Source organism: Reinekea marina (assembly GCF_030409715.1).
Taxonomy (GTDB): domain Bacteria; phylum Pseudomonadota; class Gammaproteobacteria; order Pseudomonadales; family Natronospirillaceae; genus Reinekea; species Reinekea marina.
Genome location: NZ_JAUFQI010000001.1, coordinates 3,474,969 through 3,494,708 on the forward strand (window position 1 = coordinate 3,474,969; position 19,740 = coordinate 3,494,708).

The 19,740-nt window shown below is 42.9% G+C and carries 21 protein-coding genes and 1 pseudogene; 6 read left to right on the top strand and 16 right to left on the bottom strand.

Annotated elements, in window-relative coordinates:
* Positions 1-71 precede the first annotated feature (71 nt).
* The 3 genes from QWZ13_RS19310 to serA all read right to left on the bottom strand — a co-directional run bounded on the left by QWZ13_RS19310 (position 72) and on the right by serA (position 3,652).
* Positions 72-1,820, bottom strand: coding sequence for a methyl-accepting chemotaxis protein (locus QWZ13_RS19310; RefSeq protein WP_290279905.1), 1,749 nt, complete (start codon positions 1,818-1,820; stop codon positions 72-74).
* Positions 1,821-1,914: 94 nt separating this feature from the next.
* Complete coding sequence (locus tag QWZ13_RS19315; RefSeq protein ID WP_290279907.1) at positions 1,915-2,382, bottom strand: hypothetical protein; 468 nt, start codon at positions 2,380-2,382, stop codon at positions 1,915-1,917.
* A 40-nt stretch (positions 2,383-2,422) separates the two neighbouring features.
* Positions 2,423-3,652, bottom strand: a complete 1,230-nt coding sequence (gene serA, locus QWZ13_RS19320) for a phosphoglycerate dehydrogenase (RefSeq protein ID WP_290279908.1) — start codon at positions 3,650-3,652, stop codon at positions 2,423-2,425.
* Between the two features lie 31 nt (positions 3,653-3,683).
* On the opposite strand from serA, the gene QWZ13_RS19325 reads away from it, so the two are divergent.
* Genes QWZ13_RS19325 through QWZ13_RS19335 form a run of 3 tightly spaced genes read left to right on the top strand, consistent with a single transcriptional unit; the run spans position 3,684 to position 4,563 of the window.
* Positions 3,684-3,890 (top strand): hypothetical protein, encoded by a 207-nt coding sequence (locus QWZ13_RS19325; protein WP_290279910.1) that lies wholly within the window; start codon positions 3,684-3,686, stop codon positions 3,888-3,890.
* A gap of 22 nt (positions 3,891-3,912) precedes the next feature.
* Positions 3,913-4,323: a c-type cytochrome gene (locus tag QWZ13_RS19330; protein WP_290279912.1), complete on the top strand. Its 411-nt coding sequence runs from the start codon at positions 3,913-3,915 to the stop codon at positions 4,321-4,323.
* 33 nt (positions 4,324-4,356) lie between these two features.
* Entirely contained in the window at positions 4,357-4,563 is a 207-nt protein-coding gene (locus QWZ13_RS19335) for a hypothetical protein (protein ID WP_290279913.1), read from the top strand.
* A 13-nt stretch (positions 4,564-4,576) separates the two neighbouring features.
* Here QWZ13_RS19335 and QWZ13_RS19340 read toward each other — a convergent pair whose 3' ends face one another.
* The 5 genes and pseudogenes from QWZ13_RS19340 to QWZ13_RS19355 form a co-directional block, all read right to left on the bottom strand.
* Positions 4,577-7,402, bottom strand: coding sequence for a M16 family metallopeptidase (locus QWZ13_RS19340; protein ID WP_290279915.1), 2,826 nt, complete (start codon positions 7,400-7,402; stop codon positions 4,577-4,579).
* 62 nt (positions 7,403-7,464) lie between these two features.
* On the bottom strand, positions 7,465-9,531 hold the full coding sequence (locus tag QWZ13_RS19345) for a peptidase domain-containing ABC transporter (RefSeq protein ID WP_290279917.1): 2,067 nt from the start codon (positions 9,529-9,531) through the stop codon (positions 7,465-7,467).
* Between the two features lie 231 nt (positions 9,532-9,762).
* Positions 9,763-9,930, bottom strand: coding sequence for a hypothetical protein (locus QWZ13_RS19350; RefSeq protein WP_290279919.1), 168 nt, complete (start codon positions 9,928-9,930; stop codon positions 9,763-9,765).
* A gap of 18 nt (positions 9,931-9,948) precedes the next feature.
* Positions 9,949-10,542: pseudogene (locus QWZ13_RS19970) on the bottom strand (CPBP family intramembrane glutamic endopeptidase); the annotation flags it as partial.
* A 264-nt stretch (positions 10,543-10,806) separates the two neighbouring features.
* Positions 10,807-11,052, bottom strand: coding sequence for a hypothetical protein (locus tag QWZ13_RS19355; RefSeq protein WP_290279921.1), 246 nt, complete (start codon positions 11,050-11,052; stop codon positions 10,807-10,809).
* A 17-nt stretch (positions 11,053-11,069) separates the two neighbouring features.
* Here QWZ13_RS19355 and QWZ13_RS19360 point away from each other — a divergent pair, with 17 nt between their 5' ends.
* Positions 11,070-11,207 (top strand): hypothetical protein, encoded by a 138-nt coding sequence (locus QWZ13_RS19360; RefSeq protein ID WP_290279923.1) that lies wholly within the window; start codon positions 11,070-11,072, stop codon positions 11,205-11,207.
* Here QWZ13_RS19360 and QWZ13_RS19365 read toward each other — a convergent pair.
* The 4 genes from QWZ13_RS19365 to QWZ13_RS19380 form a co-directional block, all read right to left on the bottom strand.
* Positions 11,182-11,340: a hypothetical protein gene (locus QWZ13_RS19365; protein ID WP_290279925.1), complete on the bottom strand. Its 159-nt coding sequence runs from the start codon at positions 11,338-11,340 to the stop codon at positions 11,182-11,184. The two genes, QWZ13_RS19360 and QWZ13_RS19365, sit on opposite strands and share 26 nt — an antisense overlap.
* Positions 11,341-11,537: 197 nt before the next feature.
* Positions 11,538-11,690, bottom strand: coding sequence for a hypothetical protein (locus tag QWZ13_RS19370; RefSeq protein ID WP_290279926.1), 153 nt, complete (start codon positions 11,688-11,690; stop codon positions 11,538-11,540).
* Positions 11,691-11,882: 192 nt separating this feature from the next.
* Positions 11,883-13,184, bottom strand: coding sequence for a beta-barrel domain-containing protein (locus QWZ13_RS19375; RefSeq protein ID WP_290283212.1), 1,302 nt, complete (start codon positions 13,182-13,184; stop codon positions 11,883-11,885).
* Positions 13,185-13,498: 314 nt separating this feature from the next.
* The gene (locus QWZ13_RS19380; RefSeq protein WP_290279928.1) at positions 13,499-15,703 is read right to left on the bottom strand and encodes an ATP-dependent helicase; all 2,205 of its coding nucleotides are present in this window, start codon (positions 15,701-15,703) and stop codon (positions 13,499-13,501) included.
* Between the two features lie 108 nt (positions 15,704-15,811).
* Here QWZ13_RS19380 and QWZ13_RS19385 point away from each other — a divergent pair, with 108 nt between their 5' ends.
* Positions 15,812-16,066: a DUF4404 family protein gene (locus QWZ13_RS19385; RefSeq protein ID WP_290279930.1), complete on the top strand. Its 255-nt coding sequence runs from the start codon at positions 15,812-15,814 to the stop codon at positions 16,064-16,066.
* Here the strand turns inward: QWZ13_RS19385 and QWZ13_RS19390 are convergent.
* The 3 genes from QWZ13_RS19390 to QWZ13_RS19400 are packed head-to-tail and all read right to left on the bottom strand — an operon-like array spanning position 16,063 to position 18,366.
* Positions 16,063-17,292, bottom strand: coding sequence for a DNA recombination protein RmuC (locus QWZ13_RS19390; protein ID WP_290283214.1), 1,230 nt, complete (start codon positions 17,290-17,292; stop codon positions 16,063-16,065). The genes QWZ13_RS19385 and QWZ13_RS19390 overlap by 4 nt on opposite strands.
* On the bottom strand, positions 17,285-17,941 hold the full coding sequence (locus QWZ13_RS19395; RefSeq protein WP_290279932.1) for a TIGR01621 family pseudouridine synthase: 657 nt from the start codon (positions 17,939-17,941) through the stop codon (positions 17,285-17,287). Before QWZ13_RS19395 ends, QWZ13_RS19390 begins: the two co-directional genes overlap by 8 nt.
* Complete coding sequence (locus QWZ13_RS19400) at positions 17,932-18,366, bottom strand: SRPBCC domain-containing protein (protein WP_290279933.1); 435 nt, start codon at positions 18,364-18,366, stop codon at positions 17,932-17,934. The genes QWZ13_RS19395 and QWZ13_RS19400 overlap by 10 nt, the downstream gene beginning before the upstream one ends.
* A gap of 57 nt (positions 18,367-18,423) precedes the next feature.
* Between QWZ13_RS19400 and QWZ13_RS19405 the strand changes: the two genes are divergently transcribed.
* Entirely contained in the window at positions 18,424-19,398 is a 975-nt protein-coding gene (locus tag QWZ13_RS19405; protein ID WP_290279935.1) for a hypothetical protein, read from the top strand.
* 12 nt (positions 19,399-19,410) lie between these two features.
* On the opposite strand, the gene QWZ13_RS19410 is transcribed toward QWZ13_RS19405, so the two are convergent.
* Entirely contained in the window at positions 19,411-19,668 is a 258-nt protein-coding gene (locus QWZ13_RS19410; protein ID WP_290279937.1) for a PilZ domain-containing protein, read from the bottom strand.
* Positions 19,669-19,740: the final 72 nt, after the last annotated feature.

A 19,740-nucleotide genomic window follows, 5' to 3' on the forward strand; every position in this document is an offset into this window, starting at 1 on the left:
ATATTTCAGGCCTGCATCGAATCGTACAAAACAACACTATTTGACGACAAATTGACAGCTCAAAAGACCCCTTATGATTTGAGCTGATCACTTATTTTGTGCACGGAGCCTGCCATCTGATCAAGCAACAGGGCATGTTCAGTTAAGCGCGTAATCTGCTCTGTGATACGCATGACGCTGTCGTCGACACTGATGGCTACCGAAGATTGCTCACCCGTTGCCTCGGCTATTTGATTATTTAACTTTTGCATCTCACTCACGAGCTGAGCCACCTGCTCTATCGAATCTTGAACTTGCCGTGCATGTGCCATATTTTTTTCGCTGCTGGCACGAGATTCACTCATTTCTTTTACGGCCTGCTCGGCACCTTGCTGAAGCTTTTGTACAGTCTCTTGAATCTCAACGGTCGATTGCTGGGTTCGGCTGGCCAAGCTCCGTACTTCATCCGCGACCACGGCAAAGCCGCGGCCTTGATCCCCTGCTCTGGCGGCCTCAATAGCAGCATTCAATGCAAGTAAGTTGGTTTGCTCTGATATTCCACTGATCACTGACAACACCGTGCCGATTTCTTCGGTGTTTTTAGCCAACTCGTTCACGACTTCGGTAGAATTGTCGATCCGATGAGTTAATCGCTCCAAGCTTTGAACGCTCTCAGCAATCGTTTGCTGACCAAAAGTGACTGCACTGGTTACTTGTGAAACTAATTCAGACGCCGTTTCCGTGGTGGATTTTACCTGCTCCGCACTGTCGGATAATTGATGCGTGGCGACCGATACCATCTCTATTTCTTTTTGCACTTTGTTGGTATTTTCCGATAACCCTTCTTCTTTTGGACTCGCTTGAGCCATTAAAGAATCAAGTAGCTGAGCACTGTGTTCCGTTGCTTGCCGTGATGAGTTTATTTGCTCAACTAGCTTGTTATAAGCAGTAACTACGCCATGCAACTCTGGATCGCTATGCGCTTCTAAAAGCGGCCATTCGTTTCTTTTAATACCAGCCTGTATCCGTTTCGATAACTGTTGAATAGGTTTTAACAGCATTTGGAATGCAACCGCCGCCGCTATAACAATAATAACCAATAATGCAACGCTGTAGGTCAGTGCAGATCCGATAATACTCTTTGCGGTTCGTCCAATATTTTCTCCTGCAGCATAGGCTGCATCGCCAGCTTGCTTAATCGCGTTAGAGCCTTGGCTAATCTGATCCATTGAATTGGCTTGTTCATTCACGTATTGGTCACGTAAGGCATTGAGCAACGTCAATACTTTATCGGCCTGCAATTTTGCACCTTCGCCCATCGACTTACCCATAGACACCGAATTACTTTCGAACATTTCAAACATACGCTCAGCGTAGAGTTGAAAGCTTTCAGCCTCTTTTGTGATGCCTACAAAAACTGCAGCATTTTCGGGATCACTTCGGCTCATAGCCGTAAGCTGTTGCAAAAGCTGGTCATGCTTTTCTCGGCCAGACTCTAATGAGGCGGTGACCAACGTCAACGCTCCTTGAAAATACCAATAGGTGGTCTCATTCAGTAAATTAATGGCACCGTTTATTTGATGTACCCGCTCGATATTAATTTGCTGATTTGCGATTAACTCGATGTGCTGTGTTGATTGCGCTGCTTGCGTTGCTATGAGGGTTAATTGTTGATCGACTATCGGATGAACCGTCTGAATCTTTTTTATAATAAATAGGTTTACAGCAAGCACTGCCAGCGCAATCGCTAATATAAAACAGGCAAAACGCACCTTAAGTGACCCGCTTCGAGACTTAGGCTTTTCTGGGGAGTGGTTTTTCATTAAAGGCGCCTCAAACATAACTATACCTAAGGAGTAGCCTAGCAGCCTTTGCAAAAATAGTGAGATCAGGCTGATAGAGAAACAGAGTCTTATTTATCGGCCATTGTTTGAGTTACTTGAAGGGCTTTTCTTTCTCGAAACGAGCCTTATAAAAGGCATCATTCTCTGGGAGACCAATTAATAGCCACAATTCGCCTTTAGGACTGACCCGGCTACGAATGACTCGAGCTTCTCGGTCTAGGTATTTTTGTAGCCACTCTAAAGCGGCTTGCCTTGAATTAGGGAGCCGATACCACTGGTTCGCCCATTCATTACTCCATGCCATTATTTGATCTTCATACACATGGCGAATGCGCTCATCGACACTGGCGTCCGATAAAGGAGACTGCCGAAGTTGCGTAACAGGGTAACCCGGCATTTGAGGATCACACACAAATGCCGGCGCAGGAGTGCGGGGGCTATCGGGGTATACGCAACGAGTCATCTCGGTATTTAAAGACCGAGAACTACAGGACAACATCAAGCACCCTATGGCCAAATAGGCCAACAAAGACTTAATGTGGAGCCAAACGTTCGCCATAATTACCCTCGTACTACCTTTAAAACCCGAGCCTGTATTATTAAAACAATATACGAGCTCGAATTGTTCCCGTTACTGCCAATACTTTTTCTAATGCCGTTTCAGAGCAATCTGCCGAAACATCAATAACAACATAACCGATTTGCTCAGAAGTTTGTAAGTACTGACCAATAATGTTGATGTTATTTTCAGAAAACACGGTGTTAATTTCCGATAATACGCCAGGAATATTTTTATGAACATGCAAAATTCGATGCGCATTGGGGTGCGATGGTAATGCAACTTGTGGGAAGTTAACGGCCGACAGCGTAGTACCGTTGTCGGAGAATGTCGCCAGTTTTTCGGCTACTTCAATGCCAATGTTAAGTTGCGCTTCAAGCGTAGACCCACCGACATGAGGTGTAAGAATGACATTGTCGAACTCCCTTAACGGTGAGACAAACTCATCCGTATTTGAGCGTGGCTCAACTGGGAACACATCAATAGCGGCACCTAAAAGCTTGTTACTTCGTATGGCATCGGCTAAGTCGTCTATATCTACTACTGTGCCTCTAGCTGCATTAATGAAGACGCTATTCTCTTTCATTTGATCAAACTGCGCTTTTGCCATCATCCACTTAGTTGAAGTCGTTTCTGGCACATGAAGCGATACTACATCGGCTTTACTCAGAAGATCATTTAAAGAACCGACTTGTTGAGCGTTGCCCATTGGAAGCTTGGTCACAATGTCATAAAACAGCACTTCCATGCCCAGCCCTTCAGCAAGCACACCTAACTGGGTGCCGATACTGCCATAACCCACAATACCGAGCTTTTTGCCACGGATTTCATAGCTGTTCTCGGCTGTTTTTTTCCAACCACCTTGATGGCAGGCGGCGTTTTTCTCAGGGACACCGCGTAACAATAATATGGCTTCGGCCAAGACCAACTCAGCAACCGATCGAGTGTTTGAATAAGGAGCGTTAAAAACAGCTATACCACGGGCGGCTGCGGCTTTTAAGTCTACCTGATTGGTTCCTATGCAAAAGCAACCTACCGCGACCAGCTTTTTCGCGGCTTCGAATACTTTTTCAGTCAATTGCGTGCGAGAACGGATGCCAATAAAGTGGACATTTTTGATTTTTTCGATCAGTTCGGCTTCAGGAAGCGAACCTTTCAGTAATTCTATGTTGCTGTAACCAGCATTGGTTAGTGTATCTAAGGCGCTTTGGTGAACGCCCTCTAAGAGTAAAATGCGAATTTTGCTTTTATCGAGGGAAGTTTTGTTCATCTTTGGGCTCTGCTAAAGGTGACTAATAGGGTTGCAACTCCATGATAACACAGGCTTTATGTGGATTTTCAGCCAAATATTGCAATGTAATCATTCATTTCAGGGTATTTTCGCCCTTTTTCTAACTCAATCACAACCAGATACGAGTTATATTGAGTATTCTAACCTCTTTACCCTTGGGTTATTGCCGCCTAGGCCACTATATCGTTATACTTGCCGCCATTCTAAAAATTGCTGACTTGAATAAAACGGACTAATACATGAAAAAACTGCTTATTTTAATTAGTACATTGACTGCAAGCTTCGTGTTTGCCGACTATACAAGCTATGAAGACGAAGTAGCCGAACGTTTGAAACCGGCCGGAAACGTCTGTGTGCAAGGCGAAGAATGTACAACCGCCACGGCTACAGCGACCGTTGCTGACACGGGTCCTAAAAGTGGTGATCAAGTTTATACAACAGCCTGCGCCGCCTGCCACGGCACTGGTGCCTTAAATGCGCCGAAATTAGGTGATGCCGCAGCTTGGGCGCCTCGCCAAGCCAAAGGTTTAGACACACTTTACGCAAATGCTATTAATGGCTTCAATGCGATGCCGCCTCGTGGTGGTAATGCCGCGTTGAGCGACGATGAAGTGAAAGCCGCCGTTGATCACATGTTGAATGGTCTATAAAACATTGATCTGAGTACAAGCAAAAATTTAAGGGTGGCCTATGCTGCCCTTTTTAATGCCCATCCTTTGAGCGTCAGCGCCAACCCTGCTTTTGTGAACAGTTCGACTTCAACTTCTGTATTTAACTCCAATGTACGTACTACTGAGTCTACCACCAAAATAACTCTTCGTTTTTTCACTAATTTATACAGCCAGGTAAGAATAGGGCTAAAGACAAACACCTGCTTTAACCCTAAATAAAACCAATTCGACGTTATGGGTGGTGTACCGCGACAACTTTTTTCCCATTTAACAACAAACCAAGTAAGTCATTCACCTGCTCAGTTGTGACAGTGGCTAGCATAGCCTCACCATTATCATAATCTGTAATATCGCCGCCTAAAAATAGAATACCGGTTAGATTATTCAAAATACCTGTATTGGTGGCGAGGTTTTGTTTTTCTGATTCCGCCACACGATGACTTGCTTCCAAGACCTCCTGGTCCGTCAACGGGGTTTCTATCAGTTTTTGCAAGGTTTCATCCAATGCGGTTAGGGCTTCTTTTTCTCGAGCTGGTTCTGTACTCAGGTGAATTTGTAATTGCCACTGCTGTTGATCAAAGGTCTGAATACCCTGAGAAACCGCCGTTCCGTATGTGAGACCCGAATCTTCACGTATCGCTTTATGCAAGCGTTTTTCTACAGCTTGAATCATCACTTCCGACGCTAAGTAGCGTTGCACGTCAACGGGTAATTCTGTCTGTGCAAAAAGGTAGGTTATGTCGGTTTTTTCTTCAGCTTGACCCGCAACGCGGATAAATCGGCTCTCTGTGGTAATTGGTCCCAAGCTTCTGCTAACACTTGGCCCAGGCAATGGCAAACCCGCCAAATAAGTCTTTAAGGCGGGGGCAACTTGATCTGGCGTTACATCACCCACAATAGCCACTATAACTCCCTGATTATCCTTTAAAATCGACTCTTGCACCGCAACAAGATCAGCACTTGTAACCGCAGCAATATCGTCTGGGCTGAAATAGACATAACGTGGATCTTCAACGCCATAAACCGCCGCTAAGAACTGCTTTTCAAATTCATACGTCGGGGTAGTTTGGTATTGTGCACTGTGTTCCACACTGCTGTTTAAGGTAAGAGCGATCATTTGCTCGTTCAATGCAACATCGGTCAATGAACCAGATGTTAGCTTTAACATTTGGCCTAGCTGGTCTGCTTGACCGGAAAGTTCGACCCCGCTAGCGTTTCCATCAATAAAGACATTGTAACCAATGCCATCAAGATCTAATTTATCGAAAAAATCTTGGCCGCTTCGGCCTTCTAGCCCAGAACGAATACGGACCTCACTCCATTGCTCCGAAGCCGCAATGAGGTCATTGCTCATTTGACGGTTGCCACCAAAAACCATAGTTTGGGTATAGACACGACTCGGTTCAATGTCACTTTGCTTAAGAACGACGGTAATTCCATTCTCTAGCGCCCAAATAAACAAACCTTCCTCTTCTGTTAGGTCAAATTCTTGGCTAATGGAGCCTCGGAATTCATAATTAAGCCCTCCCCCTGCAGCAGAAGTTTCAACTGGCGAACTCACCTCTTGCTGCCAAGCCTTCGCGTATATTGCGGCCCAGTCTTGCGTCTCAGGTGTGATTGTTTTTGGGTGATAAAAATAGGCGGCCAGGTCTTGTGAACCGATGGTTTGAGCAATGTAGTGATTGATCTTTTCAAGTTTAACAGCAGCTGCCATTTTTTCCGATTCAATAACCGCGGCATCAATGTCTTCTAACGCCATGTTTGTGCTTAAAAAGTACATCAAATAATCGGCATGACTCCCGCTATCGGCACCTTGCAACCAGCTTTGAATGTTCTTATTCTGCATAAGAATTTTTTGTTTGGCCGTTGCAAACTCGGAGGCCGTAATACCATATCGTTGTAGGCGGTTAAGCTCTAGTGTTATATCGTTTAGCGCTTGGTTTTGTTGCCCATCATAAGCCGTCGCCCATACATTTAGGTATTTAGTTTGTTCAAAGAACTCCCCTATTTGAGAGCCAGCATCAATAATTGCAGCATCTGAAACTTCGCCCAATCGTTGTAACCTTGCACTTAAAACAGACGTATAGACCTGATCGATAAAATCAATCTCGCGGGCAATTGGCGTGTCTGAGCCATACCGATGTACTGGCAAATATAACTGCCATTGATGGCTTGTGACATTACTGTCGGTGACACCTTTAAAACGAGATCCTTCTATTGCTACGGCACCTAATGCGTAATTGATTTCAGGGGTTGGCTCAGCAGTCCAGGGCGTAAAAACAGTATTAATCGTTTCAACCGCATCAAAAACGCCTTCTGGATACACCACAACAAACTCAGCGTTGTCTGGGCGGTACCATTTCTGATAATAATCTCTTAGCTGTGTGGCCGTTGCGCTGGCCACGATATCATTGTCGCCAATAGGCAAACGATTCAGTAAATGCGTCCCCTGATACAAGTCGTTATATTCTTGCAACCAAGACTGCTCTTCTGTTCCAAAGTTAGAACGCCATTCTTCAATGACCACTGGAGCCTCTTTAGACACCTCTTCTTGCGCAAAGCTAATGGCCGTTGCCCAGTCGTACATTACTTCAAAAGCGGTTTTGATAAGCTCTGGTTGATCGGCGGGAATAGTCAGTTTGTAAACAGTCTCGCCAAACGAGGTATGAGCGTTGATATCGCCACCAAAACTCATGCCTGCCGATTCAAAAAACTCGACGATGTCATTTTTAGGAAAGCGTTCAGTGCCATTAAAGGCCATGTGCTCAACAAAGTGCGCAAGTCCTAATTCAGTATCCGTCTCAACCAACGAACCTGAGCGTATCCGTAAGCGCAACTCTACTCGGTCACGAGAACCGTTATCGGGTAACGTTTTTACATGCCAATCTAACCCATTAGGCAATGTACCACTTTGGATATGCCGATCGGGCACCGCCTGCCATGCTTGCTCAGCGCTGAAAGAAACGACTTGCGAGCGTTCTGTGGACTGCGATGACAGAACACTGCAACCTGCGAGTACAACTGCAGATAAGGTAGCTCCGATTACTGACTTTTTCATTAAGGTTCCTTCTATGATTTTAGTAAATAACTAATGGGTAAATATGCTTAGATTGGTTAATATCAATTACTTACAGAATTATTAAGCTGGCCCATATTAATAGCCAAGTCCGCACTTTTTATAGTTTCAGGGCGATGGGCAACAATAATGCGTGTCACGTCCATTTTCTTTATATTGCTATTCACAACGGACTCACGCTCAACATCTAAGTGACTGGTGGCTTCGTCTAGAAATAATAATTTTGGTTCACGGTAAAGTGCTCGCGCTAGGATCACGCGTTGTTTTTGGCCGCCGCTAAGAGAGGTGCCCATGTCCCCGACCAAGGTATTGTATTGCATGCCAAACTTTAAAATATCTTCATGCACGGCTGCTTTTTGGGCGCATAAGGCTATTTTCTCGAAATCGAGTTTAGGATCAAAGCAGGCTATATTGTCAGCTACCGAACCCGACAAAAGCTGATCATCTTGCATCACTGCGGCTATTTGGGTGCGATAATCATCTCGCTTAGTAATGTCCACTCCATCAACTAAGACTTGCCCGCTATTAGGTTTTAACAAACCCATCATTACTTTCAGTAAGGTAGTTTTGCCGCAGCCACTAGGGCCGACGATAGCAGCCGATTGACCTGCGGGGATGCGAAAGCTAATATTTTCAAAGATAGAATCGTCTGTTTCAGAATAACGGAAAGTTAAGTTCTTAACTTCAATAGATCCTTTAACATCAGATAGATGTTGAAGCTTTGAGGTATAACGGTCTACATCTTCGGCTTCGGTAAAGGTTATATCGGCAAGCCGATCAAGATGAAGGCCAATCATTTTGAATTCGATGAGCATATCTATTAGCCCATCCATACGGGCAACAAACTGGTTTTTATAGCTCATAAACGCATAGAGCATACCCAAAGACATTAGGTTACCCATCACCGACGTTGCCAATAGGTATATAACGACTATGTTTTCTATACCAAATAGCAGACTATTTAGGGTTTCATAGGCAATGCCCCATTTTGCAACGGACACGTCGGTATTTAGAGCTTCAGTGTATTTATTTTGCCATAAATTTTGTCGGTCATTCTCCCGCTGAAAAAGTTTAACCGTTTGAATGGCTCGAACAGACTCCATAAAATTAGAATCTTCTTTGGCATGTGCAATTATACTTTCTTCAGATAAGCGACGAAAAGGGCGATAAAGAGCAAAGCGCAATAGGGTGTATAGGCCTACGATAACTAAGACCACCAAGGCAACTTTTACAGAGTATATAAACATCGCCGTTAACGTGATTACAGCCATTACGCCATCGACTATGGAGCTAACTAAGCCCGTGGTAAGCAAATCTTTAACGGACTGTAACGACCCAAAACGAGAAACAACATCACCTATATGGCGTTTTTCAAAATAGTCTAAAGGCAACCTAATAAGGTGACGAAATAAATTGGCGGCCATCTGATAGTTCAATTTTGTCGATAGATGCAAGATCACAAAGCTACGCAGAGTATCAGTTGCGGTTTGCAACAGCATAAGTAAGCCAAACCCCAGCGCCAAGACCAACAACAAACTGCTGTCGTTCCGTAACAGCACATCATCAACAACCGTTTGCATATAAAAAGGTGCAACCACTGCAAAGAGCTGCAATAGAAAGGACAGCGCCACAATGGTGATTATATTTCGCTTAAGTCCAAAAATACGCTGCCAAAAGTGAGACAAGGTCAGCTTTTGTCGCACCTCCTTTCTCTCGAATTTTGCAGTGGGTGTTAGCTCAAGCGCAATTCCCGTGAAGTGCGCTGAAAAATCAGTGTGGCTATAAGTGACTTCTCCGATCGCAGGATCAAGAACCGTAACTTTGTTTTTGCCTACGGCCTTTAAAACAACAAAGTGGTTCATATCCCAATGCAAGATGCAAGGGAGTTGAAGCTTATATAAATCAGCAAGGTCTAATTGCAAAGCTCGACCCGCTAATTCTAACTTCGCAGAGATATCCATGAGCTGCTTTAAGTTTGTGCCTTGTGAAGAAATCTTAAATTGATTTCTTAAATTTGAGAGGTCAGATACATAGCCATAGTGGCCCGCAATCATGCCGACGCAGGCAAGTCCGCATTCTGAAATTTCCGTTTGTAGTATTAATTTAAGCATAAGTTATCTTGATTTTACTTCCTTGTTTTACTTTTTAACGTCGAAACACATAAACCCTATTAATACTTACCCAACACCTCTAACAATAAAGTCGGTAGTAGCTATATGTAAAAATAACAATTTATTTTTATTGGGTTAATATAAACGAAACTTTTATAGCAAAAATCTCGCCCAGAAAACAACGAAACTAAGCTTTGTAACTTCATAATACCTCACGTTATTTAGAGGAAATTAAACTTCTTCAAGGCTTCTAATATACCGCGTCGTAAGCCAGTATATTGAAATACTTGAAGTTACTATTAACATCATCAAAACAGCGATGTTTTCACTTAGGTAGACAGACGCAAGAGTATCTAGATCACCAATAATTTCATTGTCTATAAAGAACTGAAAAACCACCAAAAATCCGTTAAAAGTAGCATGAATAAAAATATTATTAGCAATACTTATAGAGCTTATATAGTAAAAGCTTAAGACCATCGAAAAAACAAATGATCCAATCAGGTCAATATGTACAATTCCAAAAATAAGTGCTACCACAATGATACTAAAAAGAGGCTTCATTCTATTTTTCAGTTTTTCATAAAGCCACTGTCGAAAGAAAATCTCTTCTACAATTGGAGCAATGATGATGAAGAGAAAAACATCCGAAATGAAATAAGGAATATTACTGTATTTTAGATTTGAGCCATCCTCAACCAGCCAACTCCAACCCAACACCTCCGTTTGCAAAATTATACAGCAGTAGGAAAAAGCTAAAAGGGAAATAGCAATCGGAACAATAGGCATATTGGGGCGAGTACCTACTTCGTCTATATACCTCTTTGGTTCAAAAGCTATTAATAGTAGAAATCCGTATATAGCGAGTACATATAAAAGAGTAACTACCCACTCTTTAGACAATGCCAAGCGATCCAAAAGAAACAATGTTATAATTATATATACAATGGAAATATAATATCTATTCTTTAACAATCTATCTAATATATTCATTAAATTTTTCCAAAACATAAAATTGTTACACAGAACCGTTTAAACTACATTTAGAAAATTTTCATTTCATTAATTTATTATGAATAAAATGAGATTTAATATAGTACTTATCAAAATAATATTTTTAAACTTTAGATTTTATTTTCTAGATTAAACCGATTCCGTGAATATAACACCAGCATTTTAAAACTACTAAGTTCTACAAGAGTTCCAAGTCAAACTAATATCATAAACAATTTTTCACTTTAAAATTAGAATAATTCCAAGTGTATATTTACATTGTCAATTTTCGTTTAGCTTTAATTTTAGGTGTTTTAAAATTTTAGAAACTCTAGTTAACGCATACCAAGCAGAATAAAGTAAGAAGACGTTATTCTCACTGTATTCAAAAGACACATTTATGTATACCACGCAACTGAATATGGATAGAAGCAATACTTCAGCAATAAGTCTAGCAGGCTTAACGCCTGCTATATTCTTACTTTTGGTGTCCACTATGTCGTACACTTTGGACTTCAGAAATAGCACCTATTGATGCTGCCGTCTTGCTCTTTGAGGACCTTCTAATTTTCTTAGCTGCCCATTTAACACTCTTAATTACTAGCCTGCCAACACCTCCTCTAACATGGGTGATATCTTCATCAATCAAATATTTCATTATCTTCCTCCAGTGCAGTATTTAATTCCACCGTTTGAAACATGGCATGAACCTGAAGACTTTCCGGAGTTAGACTTAGGTTTGGTTAGCATTTTGTAAGCCTTTTCAGCGGCCTTGGATACCGCATATCCTGCTGCAGTGTTCCCTAACCATTTCACACCTCTTTTAATAGCCTCAATTCGGCCACCACCAATTACTTGCTCTTGATGAAAATCTGCTAATTCTTTCATTTTATTTTCCTTTCCGTTTAAAAAATAACAACCCCAGTCATCTTGGCGATTTCCTCAAAGGCTGCTTTGCTTTACAAGCAAGTGAACCATTTCACTCCCTCGATTTGCTCTATAGAGCAAATTCTTTAATACTTATTTAGTCCAACTATCCCTGGCGTCGGCAATGGACGTTTCTGACCGCCTGCTTTTGGCAATGGTCTGTTTTGGCTTCTTATTACTACCGTACTTCGACCTGCGCCTTTTACTTCTACTAGATTTTTAGTGCCAATATCTTTCATGTATTTTCCTTTTCAAGTTTTATTGCTAAACTCGAAAGACCTCATTCCTTTTCGAGTGTTGGTTAGGGGCGCTTCCAGTCATCTTGGCGGATATCTCAAGGGGCGCCCCGCTTTTGTCACCATCAAACGAGTGATTCTTGTCTGTTCGTTTATCATTTCTAATTTTCACTATTGCAATTATGCAGCCAAGCACTACAACCTACCTTTTAAACTGAATAGGGGCTCAAATAACCATTCTAATAGGGTTCGTTCTGCTAATTTAATATCGGCTTCTAATGAAATACCTTCTTTAAGGCTCAAAGGTTTTCCATATGCGTCAATATTCTGCTGGGCAAGCTTTGCAGTCACTCTGTACATGGGTTCTTGAGCATTGATAGCCAAGCCTGTTAATTCATTCGGCAACAATACGGTTTGAGAGACATTCGTTATCGTTGCATCATATAGGCCAAACTTTTGGAAACTAAAAGCCGAGTAACGTATTTTGACGGCTTGATCTTTTTCAACAAAACCAATTGCACGGGCGGGCACCAATAATTCTGCCTCAAGCTCGCTGCCCTCTGGGGTTAGAGTAAGCAACGGAATATTACCAAGTGCTTCTTGCCCTTCACTTATTTGAATATTTGAAACAACACCTGCACTACTTGCCTTTAATATGTACGCTTGCTGGCCATGAAGCTGTGTAATACTTTGCGCAATAGCTGAAAGGCTGGCTTGCAACTGGTCTTCGCTATCCATTTGCTCAAAGCTTAGAGCCGTGCTTTGCAGTTGAAGTGTTTCTAGCGTTATTTTATGGGCATCTGAAGTACGAGCGATCTCTTGGAGTTGGGACTTTAACGACAGTACTTTTTCTATGGCTGCATCGACATCGCTTTGAGTTGCTAAGCCCTGATCAGCTAATGACTCCATATTTACTAGCTGTCTTGAGGCTAAATCAAGTTGTTGCGTTATTAGAGTTCGCTGTTTAGTTAAGTGCTTTAGATCACTCTTTGTAGCCTCTATGCGCTTGTCTAGCTCATTCGCCTTACCTGCATATACTTCTGGCAAGCGACCAATTTGATTGGAAAGTGTATGTTTCTGAGATAAAAATTCATCTAACATCAATGTTTCTAGGTGATCACCACTGGCTAGAATTTGATCGCCGTTTATCAATACGAGTGCTTGATCTTTAACAACTTTGTCACCTTCTTTTACGAAGATCTGGCGAACTATCCCTGAGCGCGATGCATATACTTTTAGCACTCCGGTATTGGGTACCAGAAAGCCCTGCACAGTTTCTTTACGCGCATAGCTGCCATTGACTAATAGAACCATAGCGGCTGTCACAAACAATATGAGGGTGATCGTTATGATGGAATACGACAGTGGCGGGATTACTAGAACATCGCCTAACAGTCTGTCTTGTTGTTTTTCAACAGCTTGTTTGCGAAATAAACCATGGCGCTCTTCTTTTTGTTCACCAGTATCTAGCGATGCATTGTCCATGTGAGTAGTCATTGCCAATCCCTTTTAAACCAAATAAAACATGACAAACTCTATTGTCAGTTCTGAGCAATCCTTGCTCGATCTGGCTTATATATTAGGGTGTTTTTTGAAACAAACAACAACTCTTTAAAGCAACAATCAATTTTGTGACCGTGATCAATAATTAGAATTAGCTAATTAATAGGAATGAAGAGATTGGTGTTACATGCGTTAAGAACATTGTGCTGCTACTAAAATTTTAATTGGCGATTCCATATAAAAATATTACTTAATAGGAATTTATCTCTTACTCTTTTAATACTTTAGTCAAGGAGTATTCAATCAAGTTAAAATTTAATCAACGGCAGCACTATGTCGCGTTCAAATTCTCTTATTTTCTTTTCGGTCAAAAAATGGATCGAAATTCTACTTGAGCTTTCTTTGACTATTTGCCCAATTCCTAACTTTGGATGTGAAACTGTTTGCCCAACCAGGCTATCGATCGTACTGCCAATAGACCAATCAATGGTTACTTCACTTTGAAAACTCTCTTTGTAATGCCCGACGCTGGGTCGGTGCATTAACCTAGGTAAAGCAACAGTGCTCTGGTCATTTTTTATTGCCTCTAAAAACTTTGGAATACCTTCGATAAAGTCCATCGGTAAAAAAGGCGACATGGGCAATTCAGAATCTTCTTTTGGGACACACAACACTAGCCTTTCTTGTGCTCGGGTCATGGCGACGTACAACAGCCGTCGCTCACTGGCTAACGAACTAGGGCTGGCCATTTCATGCTCTGGCTCGTAAGGGTAAAAGCGTCCATTCAACTCTGGAATAATCACCAGTGGCCACTCTCGACCTTTGGCTTTATGAATCGAAGAGATTAAAACACCTTCACCGGTGTTTTCCCTTTTTTGCTGCAACAGCACGGCCAAATGTTCAGTCGTATCGCTCGCGGCCCAATTGTTTTGGCGAAGGAATTTTGCGAAGGCTTTTACCGTTGCGATTTGATCGTCTACTTGCGAAACGGAAAACGCATTGTCTTTTAAAGCATCATAATAGTCGGTGCCTTGCACCCAGCCGACGGTCAGTTCATAGGCTGTGGCTTTGCCACGCTCAGCTTTTTCTATCCATCGTGCTCGCTCTAACAGCTGCTCAGCTTGATACTTCGATAAGGTTTCAGGAATGGCATTTCGAAGCGCTTGCCCCCATTTATGGGTATGGCCTACGAGCGAGCGCATCATGGTATCCGTCAACGATTTTTTAATTTTCAAAAATGGCTGCGTTAATAATGCTTGCCATGCAGCTCTGCGAACCGAGCTATTCCATGTGGTATTTGCGCCAGAAGCGAGCTGAAATAACACTCTAAAAGGCTTTAACTCATGACGCTCCAACACCACCTTACTGTGATCTAATTGGTAAGGTATGTTTTCCGATAACAACATTAACTCTAGACGGACACTGTTGGACCAAAGACGATTCAAAACCGCTATCTCGTTTAGTGCCCGATGCTCTGCCCATTGCTTAATTTCGGTTAGAGCTAATGCCGCACTGTCTACTCCTCGCAAAGCTGTTACGGTTGTTGAGGGTGTTGAATCATGCGAAAAACATTGGGTTCTAGGGTGATTGTCTTGATAATTTCCAGCAATAACTTGGTTGGCCAGCAAACTGATTTCATGACCAAAGCGAAACGTATTACTCAACTGATAATCTTTCACGTTGGCAAATGTTTCTGAAAAAGTATGCGTTAGCAAACTGGGGCGAGAGCCACGGAATTCATAGATCGTTTGGTCAGGATCGCCGACAACGATTACCTGCCCTCTGTTGCCATGCAGAGTATCTAGCAGAAATTGCTGGGTAGGATTGATATCTTGAAACTCATCAACAATTATTTCATCCATATGCGCGGCAAAGTGCGAGGCAATTGCAGGTTCTTTTTTAAACCTTAGGGCAGGCTCATAAAGTAGATCATTAAAAGAGAGTTTTTGCTGCTGGGCTCGCCAGTCTTCGAAGTGATCAAATGCTTCAATAAAAAGCTGGCAACTTTTGGGTAAACCTGAGCGTTCAAAGACATCCGTTGGCGAATCTAACGTACTTTTGACCTGCTCGATAAAAGACAGCATGGGTTCTACCCATTTCTTTTTTCGTGCGAGAATATCCTCTGCAAGCGTCGCATCGGCTATCGACCTTAAAATGCGCCACAACACTTGCTCAATCTCGCTGTCTTTGAGAAGCGCTCGATCAAATGCTGGCATGTGCCCTTGCTCAACCAAGCTTTCGCACAGCTTAAAACCCAAAGAATGAAAGGTACGAACATTAGGTAACTGACTCGGAGGCAGGCCCGATTGATCGATTAATCTACGCTGAAAATCTTGCTGCGCCGATTTATTGTACATTAAGATCAGCATGCGTTTGGGCGACACTCCCGCCGCTAAACGAGCGGAGACATAGGCCGTTAAGGTTTGGGTTTTACCTGAGCCGGCTACCGCGATAATACGGGCATGACCAGACGGATGCTGAATGATGTTAGATTGTTCGTCGGTATAGCGCACAGGTTGGTAGTCTGACTTTGAAGAGAGCGCTTAGAATAGCATTTTGGCGGGCTCCAACAAACCTTGCTATAGTGAATATCTAACAATTACAAAATCGGAGCACAGATTATGCCTAAAACCGAGCTAAAAAGTTTGTTCCAACGCCTTAGAGAGAAGTTGCCAGAATCGGAAGCCAGCCCAACGCAACAAATGCTGATGGAAAAAATACAGTACCATTTACACGATGAAGGGGAGGCAGACCCAGCCGAACCTAACTTAAGGGAATCGGTTGAAATTCTGCTTGATGAGATCGAAGCTGAGCACCCAAAAAGCGCAGCCATTGCACGCAATATTCTTGAAACGCTAGCCGCGATTGGTATTTAGCTTTCTTTCTCTACTTGCTTGCCGTGGTAGTTTTCGGGCATTGTTTTAGACGTCGGTGCCCCTAGGTCCTTTAATTTTTCAACCTGTTCAATTAATGAGCCGCGACCATCTCGTAGCGTCCCCATCGCTTCTTGCCAGGTTGATTGTGTTGTTTCCACTTGCTGCCCGAGCTTTTCTAACTTTTTCACCAGCACCGTCATTTTGTCGTATATTTTACCGGCATGTTGAAACAGGATAGATGCATTTTCATTCTGCTTTTCTAACACCCACATGGTGGCAACCGTTTTTAATGTTGCCAATAAAGTTGAAGGCGTGACAACAACAATATTGCGCTCAAAAGCCTCATCAAATAAACGCGGCTCCGCTTCGAAGGCGGTCACAAATGCGCTTTCTATCGGCATAAACATCAGCACAAATTCAGGCGCATTTAAGCCTTCTAAGGCCGGGTAGTTTTTGTCACTTAAGCTTCGAACATGCTGGCGTACGGCGGCGATGTGTTGTTTTAAGTACTGTACTTGTGTCTCTTCGTCATCTGCGCTGACATAGCGTTGATACGCATTTAAAGTAACCTTACTGTCTATTATGATGTGCTTGCCCTCGGGCAAATTAACGACAAAATCGGGCCGCTGATTCTGTCCTTCAGTGGTTTTGAAGTTTGCTTCTCGTTGATACTCTCGACCATTTTTAAGACCAACGCTTTCTAATATGCGCTCTAACTGCAACTCACCCCAGTTACCTTGCAACTTTTTGTCGCCACGTAAAGCTAGGGTAAGGTCTTCGGCTTGCTTATGCAGCTGGCCATTCAAATCTCTAAGCTGATTCAGCTGCGATTGCAACATCGCTCGGCCTTGAGTATCGTGCGTGTGTATTTCATCAACTCGCTGACGAAAGTGAGACAATTGCTTTTCAAAAGGCTCTAACATAGCACTGATATTGGCCTTTGATTGCTGTTGAAATTGATTGTTTTTTTGTTCAAACAAATGGCTAGCCAATAAACTAAATTCTTTTTTTAGTTGTTGTTTAGTGACATCCAATTCTTGTGATTGAAGTAATTGGCCTTGAACTTTTGCGAGTTCTAATTCGTATTGCTTCAATGTCTCCAGTAATTCGCCCTGTTCTCTCTGTCCACGACCATAGAGCCAAAGATAAGCCAAACTGCTGACAGCAAAACCCAATACAAAGACCGCTGCAAATAAGCTTTTATCGGCAAACAACCATTCAATCATTTTGATCACTCTCTAACCATTGGCGAAACAAAGGGTCTTTGGGCGGTGCTATGACACTGTATTTTCTACCCTCTAAATCAAACGCTAATTGCCAGGCGTGTAAATACAGACGGGCCGATGGCGACCCAGAATATAATGCATCCCCTAATATTGGGCTTCCAATGCTTTTCATCGCTACTCGTAACTGGTGCGTCTTACCAGTTTTTGGGAACAACTTAAATCCGCGTATTCCTGGCTCTATCAATTCAGATTCGAAATAAGTTATTGCGGGGTTTTCTTGGCTACGCAACAATTTATACTGACCGCGGCGGCTGGACGCCATATCACCTTTGATCCAGCCTTGCTTTTTTTTCGGCTTTTGATCGCTGATCGCTAAGTATGTTTTTTGAATTTCCTTGCTCGCGAACAATTGGCTAAGTTTTTGATTCGCATCACGAGTTAGGGCCACAATCAGTAACCCTGAAGTAGGCTTGTCTAATCGATGAACAGGAAAGCACGGCACAGAAAGCGTTTGCGTCACCCATTCTAATATCCCAGGCGCTTGGGCATCTTTTTGAACTGTCCACCCAATGGGTTTAAAGACAATACAAAAACCCTCATGACGCTCAATAATATAGGGAGTATCTAACGGTTGATTTGTTAGGTCCATAAACCCAAGTCTACGTCATCGTTTGGATTAACTTCGCTGAGTAAAGATTGTTTGAGTCGATCAATGGTCACACCCCAAAAGGTGTTTAGCCCAGCAGCATGTTGTGACGTCACTTGAAGATCGCGATGCTCCAACGTTAAGGTTTGACGATCATCTTGGCTCTCTAAGCGCCAATGAATCAATGTGTTCACCCAATCTTCAGGGCCTTGCACGCACAACCACTCAAGCGCTTGGTCGGGTATGTCTTCAACGACCTTAATGATGATTGAAGATTTTGTCGCCTGGTGCGTTAAACACCAGCTATCGCCGCCAGAAATTGAAACATCATCGGGCCACCACTTTAATAACCCTACACGCGTAGTTAACGCGGCCCAAACATCACTTGGAGAAGTTACTAAACTAATTTCATGATAGAGTGTGGACATAGTTGGGTTCTTCCAAGTAATAAAACTGAATGAGATAAGTTTACCAGAGTAATCTAGATGCGTAACCGCCCTGACAGCAAATCATTGACGATGACGCCTGATGGCTCGTTGAATCACTTAGAAGTTGAATGCTCACTGTTATCTCAACAGGACCCATTACTGGGTGCAGAAAATCTCACTGGGGCTCAATTGGCCTCTAGCCTTGCGTTACAGCAACTTATCACACATTTTATCGTGGATCGCTCATTGAATATTCGCCGATTTTTGGACGAATTCAGCGATAAAAATGCGCAACATAACGATATTCTCGATTGCTTCAGCCGCCGACTCGCCAGTGTGATTCATACCGCCAAAGCAGGTCAACGGTGGCCATCAAAAGCCAATACAGATTTAACAGCGTTGATGCACTATTGGCAACATACCGACACCATCGTTATTTCTGGTGGCTTAACAACGGGTTTATTTGGTCAATATTTAGCCTCTCGTATTGAAGCATTGCTTCCTGAAGTTACCGTATTGAGCTCGCCTTGGGCCGGTCAAACGGCGTTAATTGGCTTAGCCCAAACCGTAAAAAGCGCTACGGATTTACTGGTGATTGATTTCGGAGCTACAGGCATTAAACGAGCGGTGGCGTCTAATTATGGTAATCGCCTAAAAGAACTAACAGAATTTTCTACGGCTTCCTTTACTGACGCGCATGGCCACATTGGTAAACAGGGAGTATTAGAGGTTTTGAGGCAGACACGCCGTGAGTTATCGTCGCCGTTACCCGTAGCCATTAGTTTAGCTTGCTACCTAAACGAAGGTCATCCATTTCAATATAAATCTGGCATTTACTATCAATTGGAAGCTGATTGCGAAAACCTAACGAAGGCTTTAAACGATGATTGGCTGCCCAGTTGTGGGTTAGGCTCGCTTGCATTGCTAGAACATGACAGTTCAGCAGCGGGGCTAGCCTTTCGGTTCAATCAACCGGCAATGATGATTACATTGGGTACCGGTTTGGGCTCCGGGCCTTGCCCGTTAGCCTAATTAATAGCCGAGTTATACAAACCTAACGGCAAACCCATCGGCCTCAACGCGTTCAACAACAATCGATACGCTCGTTAAAGTGCCCCTTTTAAGCATTTTCGTCTGAAACATAGTCCCTACTTTTACTTCAGCTAAGGGCTCGGCGGGTCTTAGATAGGCTCCGGTACTGGAGATATTAATACATGAACAAACCAATGGCTGGTTGTCTTGTGTGACCAATGTCAGTGGTATTTCCAGCTGTCCACATCTTGGCGCTCTCGATTCTGTCACTTAACTCACCCTGTTTTAGTGTCGTTTTTTTGACTACAGTATCACGCTATTTTTAAAGCTTGTACCCCAAAG

Coding starts and splice junctions, on each gene's coding strand:
- QWZ13_RS19330 (WP_290279912.1), top strand. CDS start 3,913: ATGAAAAAACTGCTTATTTTAATTAGTACATTGACTGCAAGCTTCGTG.
- QWZ13_RS19390 (WP_290283214.1), bottom strand. CDS start 17,292: ATGATTGAATGGTTGTTTGCCGATAAAAGCTTATTTGCAGCGGTCTTT.
- QWZ13_RS19310 (WP_290279905.1), bottom strand. CDS start 1,820: ATGTTTGAGGCGCCTTTAATGAAAAACCACTCCCCAGAAAAGCCTAAG.
- serA (WP_290279908.1), bottom strand. CDS start 3,652: ATGAACAAAACTTCCCTCGATAAAAGCAAAATTCGCATTTTACTCTTA.
- QWZ13_RS19315 (WP_290279907.1), bottom strand. CDS start 2,382: ATGGCGAACGTTTGGCTCCACATTAAGTCTTTGTTGGCCTATTTGGCC.
- QWZ13_RS19405 (WP_290279935.1), top strand. CDS start 18,424: ATGCGTAACCGCCCTGACAGCAAATCATTGACGATGACGCCTGATGGC.
- QWZ13_RS19345 (WP_290279917.1), bottom strand. CDS start 9,531: ATGCTTAAATTAATACTACAAACGGAAATTTCAGAATGCGGACTTGCC.
- QWZ13_RS19395 (WP_290279932.1), bottom strand. CDS start 17,941: ATGGACCTAACAAATCAACCGTTAGATACTCCCTATATTATTGAGCGT.
- QWZ13_RS19400 (WP_290279933.1), bottom strand. CDS start 18,366: ATGTCCACACTCTATCATGAAATTAGTTTAGTAACTTCTCCAAGTGAT.
- QWZ13_RS19340 (WP_290279915.1), bottom strand. CDS start 7,402: ATGAAAAAGTCAGTAATCGGAGCTACCTTATCTGCAGTTGTACTCGCA.
- QWZ13_RS19370 (WP_290279926.1), bottom strand. CDS start 11,690: ATGAAAGATATTGGCACTAAAAATCTAGTAGAAGTAAAAGGCGCAGGT.
- QWZ13_RS19375 (WP_290283212.1), bottom strand. CDS start 13,184: ATGACTACTCACATGGACAATGCATCGCTAGATACTGGTGAACAAAAA.
- QWZ13_RS19385 (WP_290279930.1), top strand. CDS start 15,812: ATGCCTAAAACCGAGCTAAAAAGTTTGTTCCAACGCCTTAGAGAGAAG.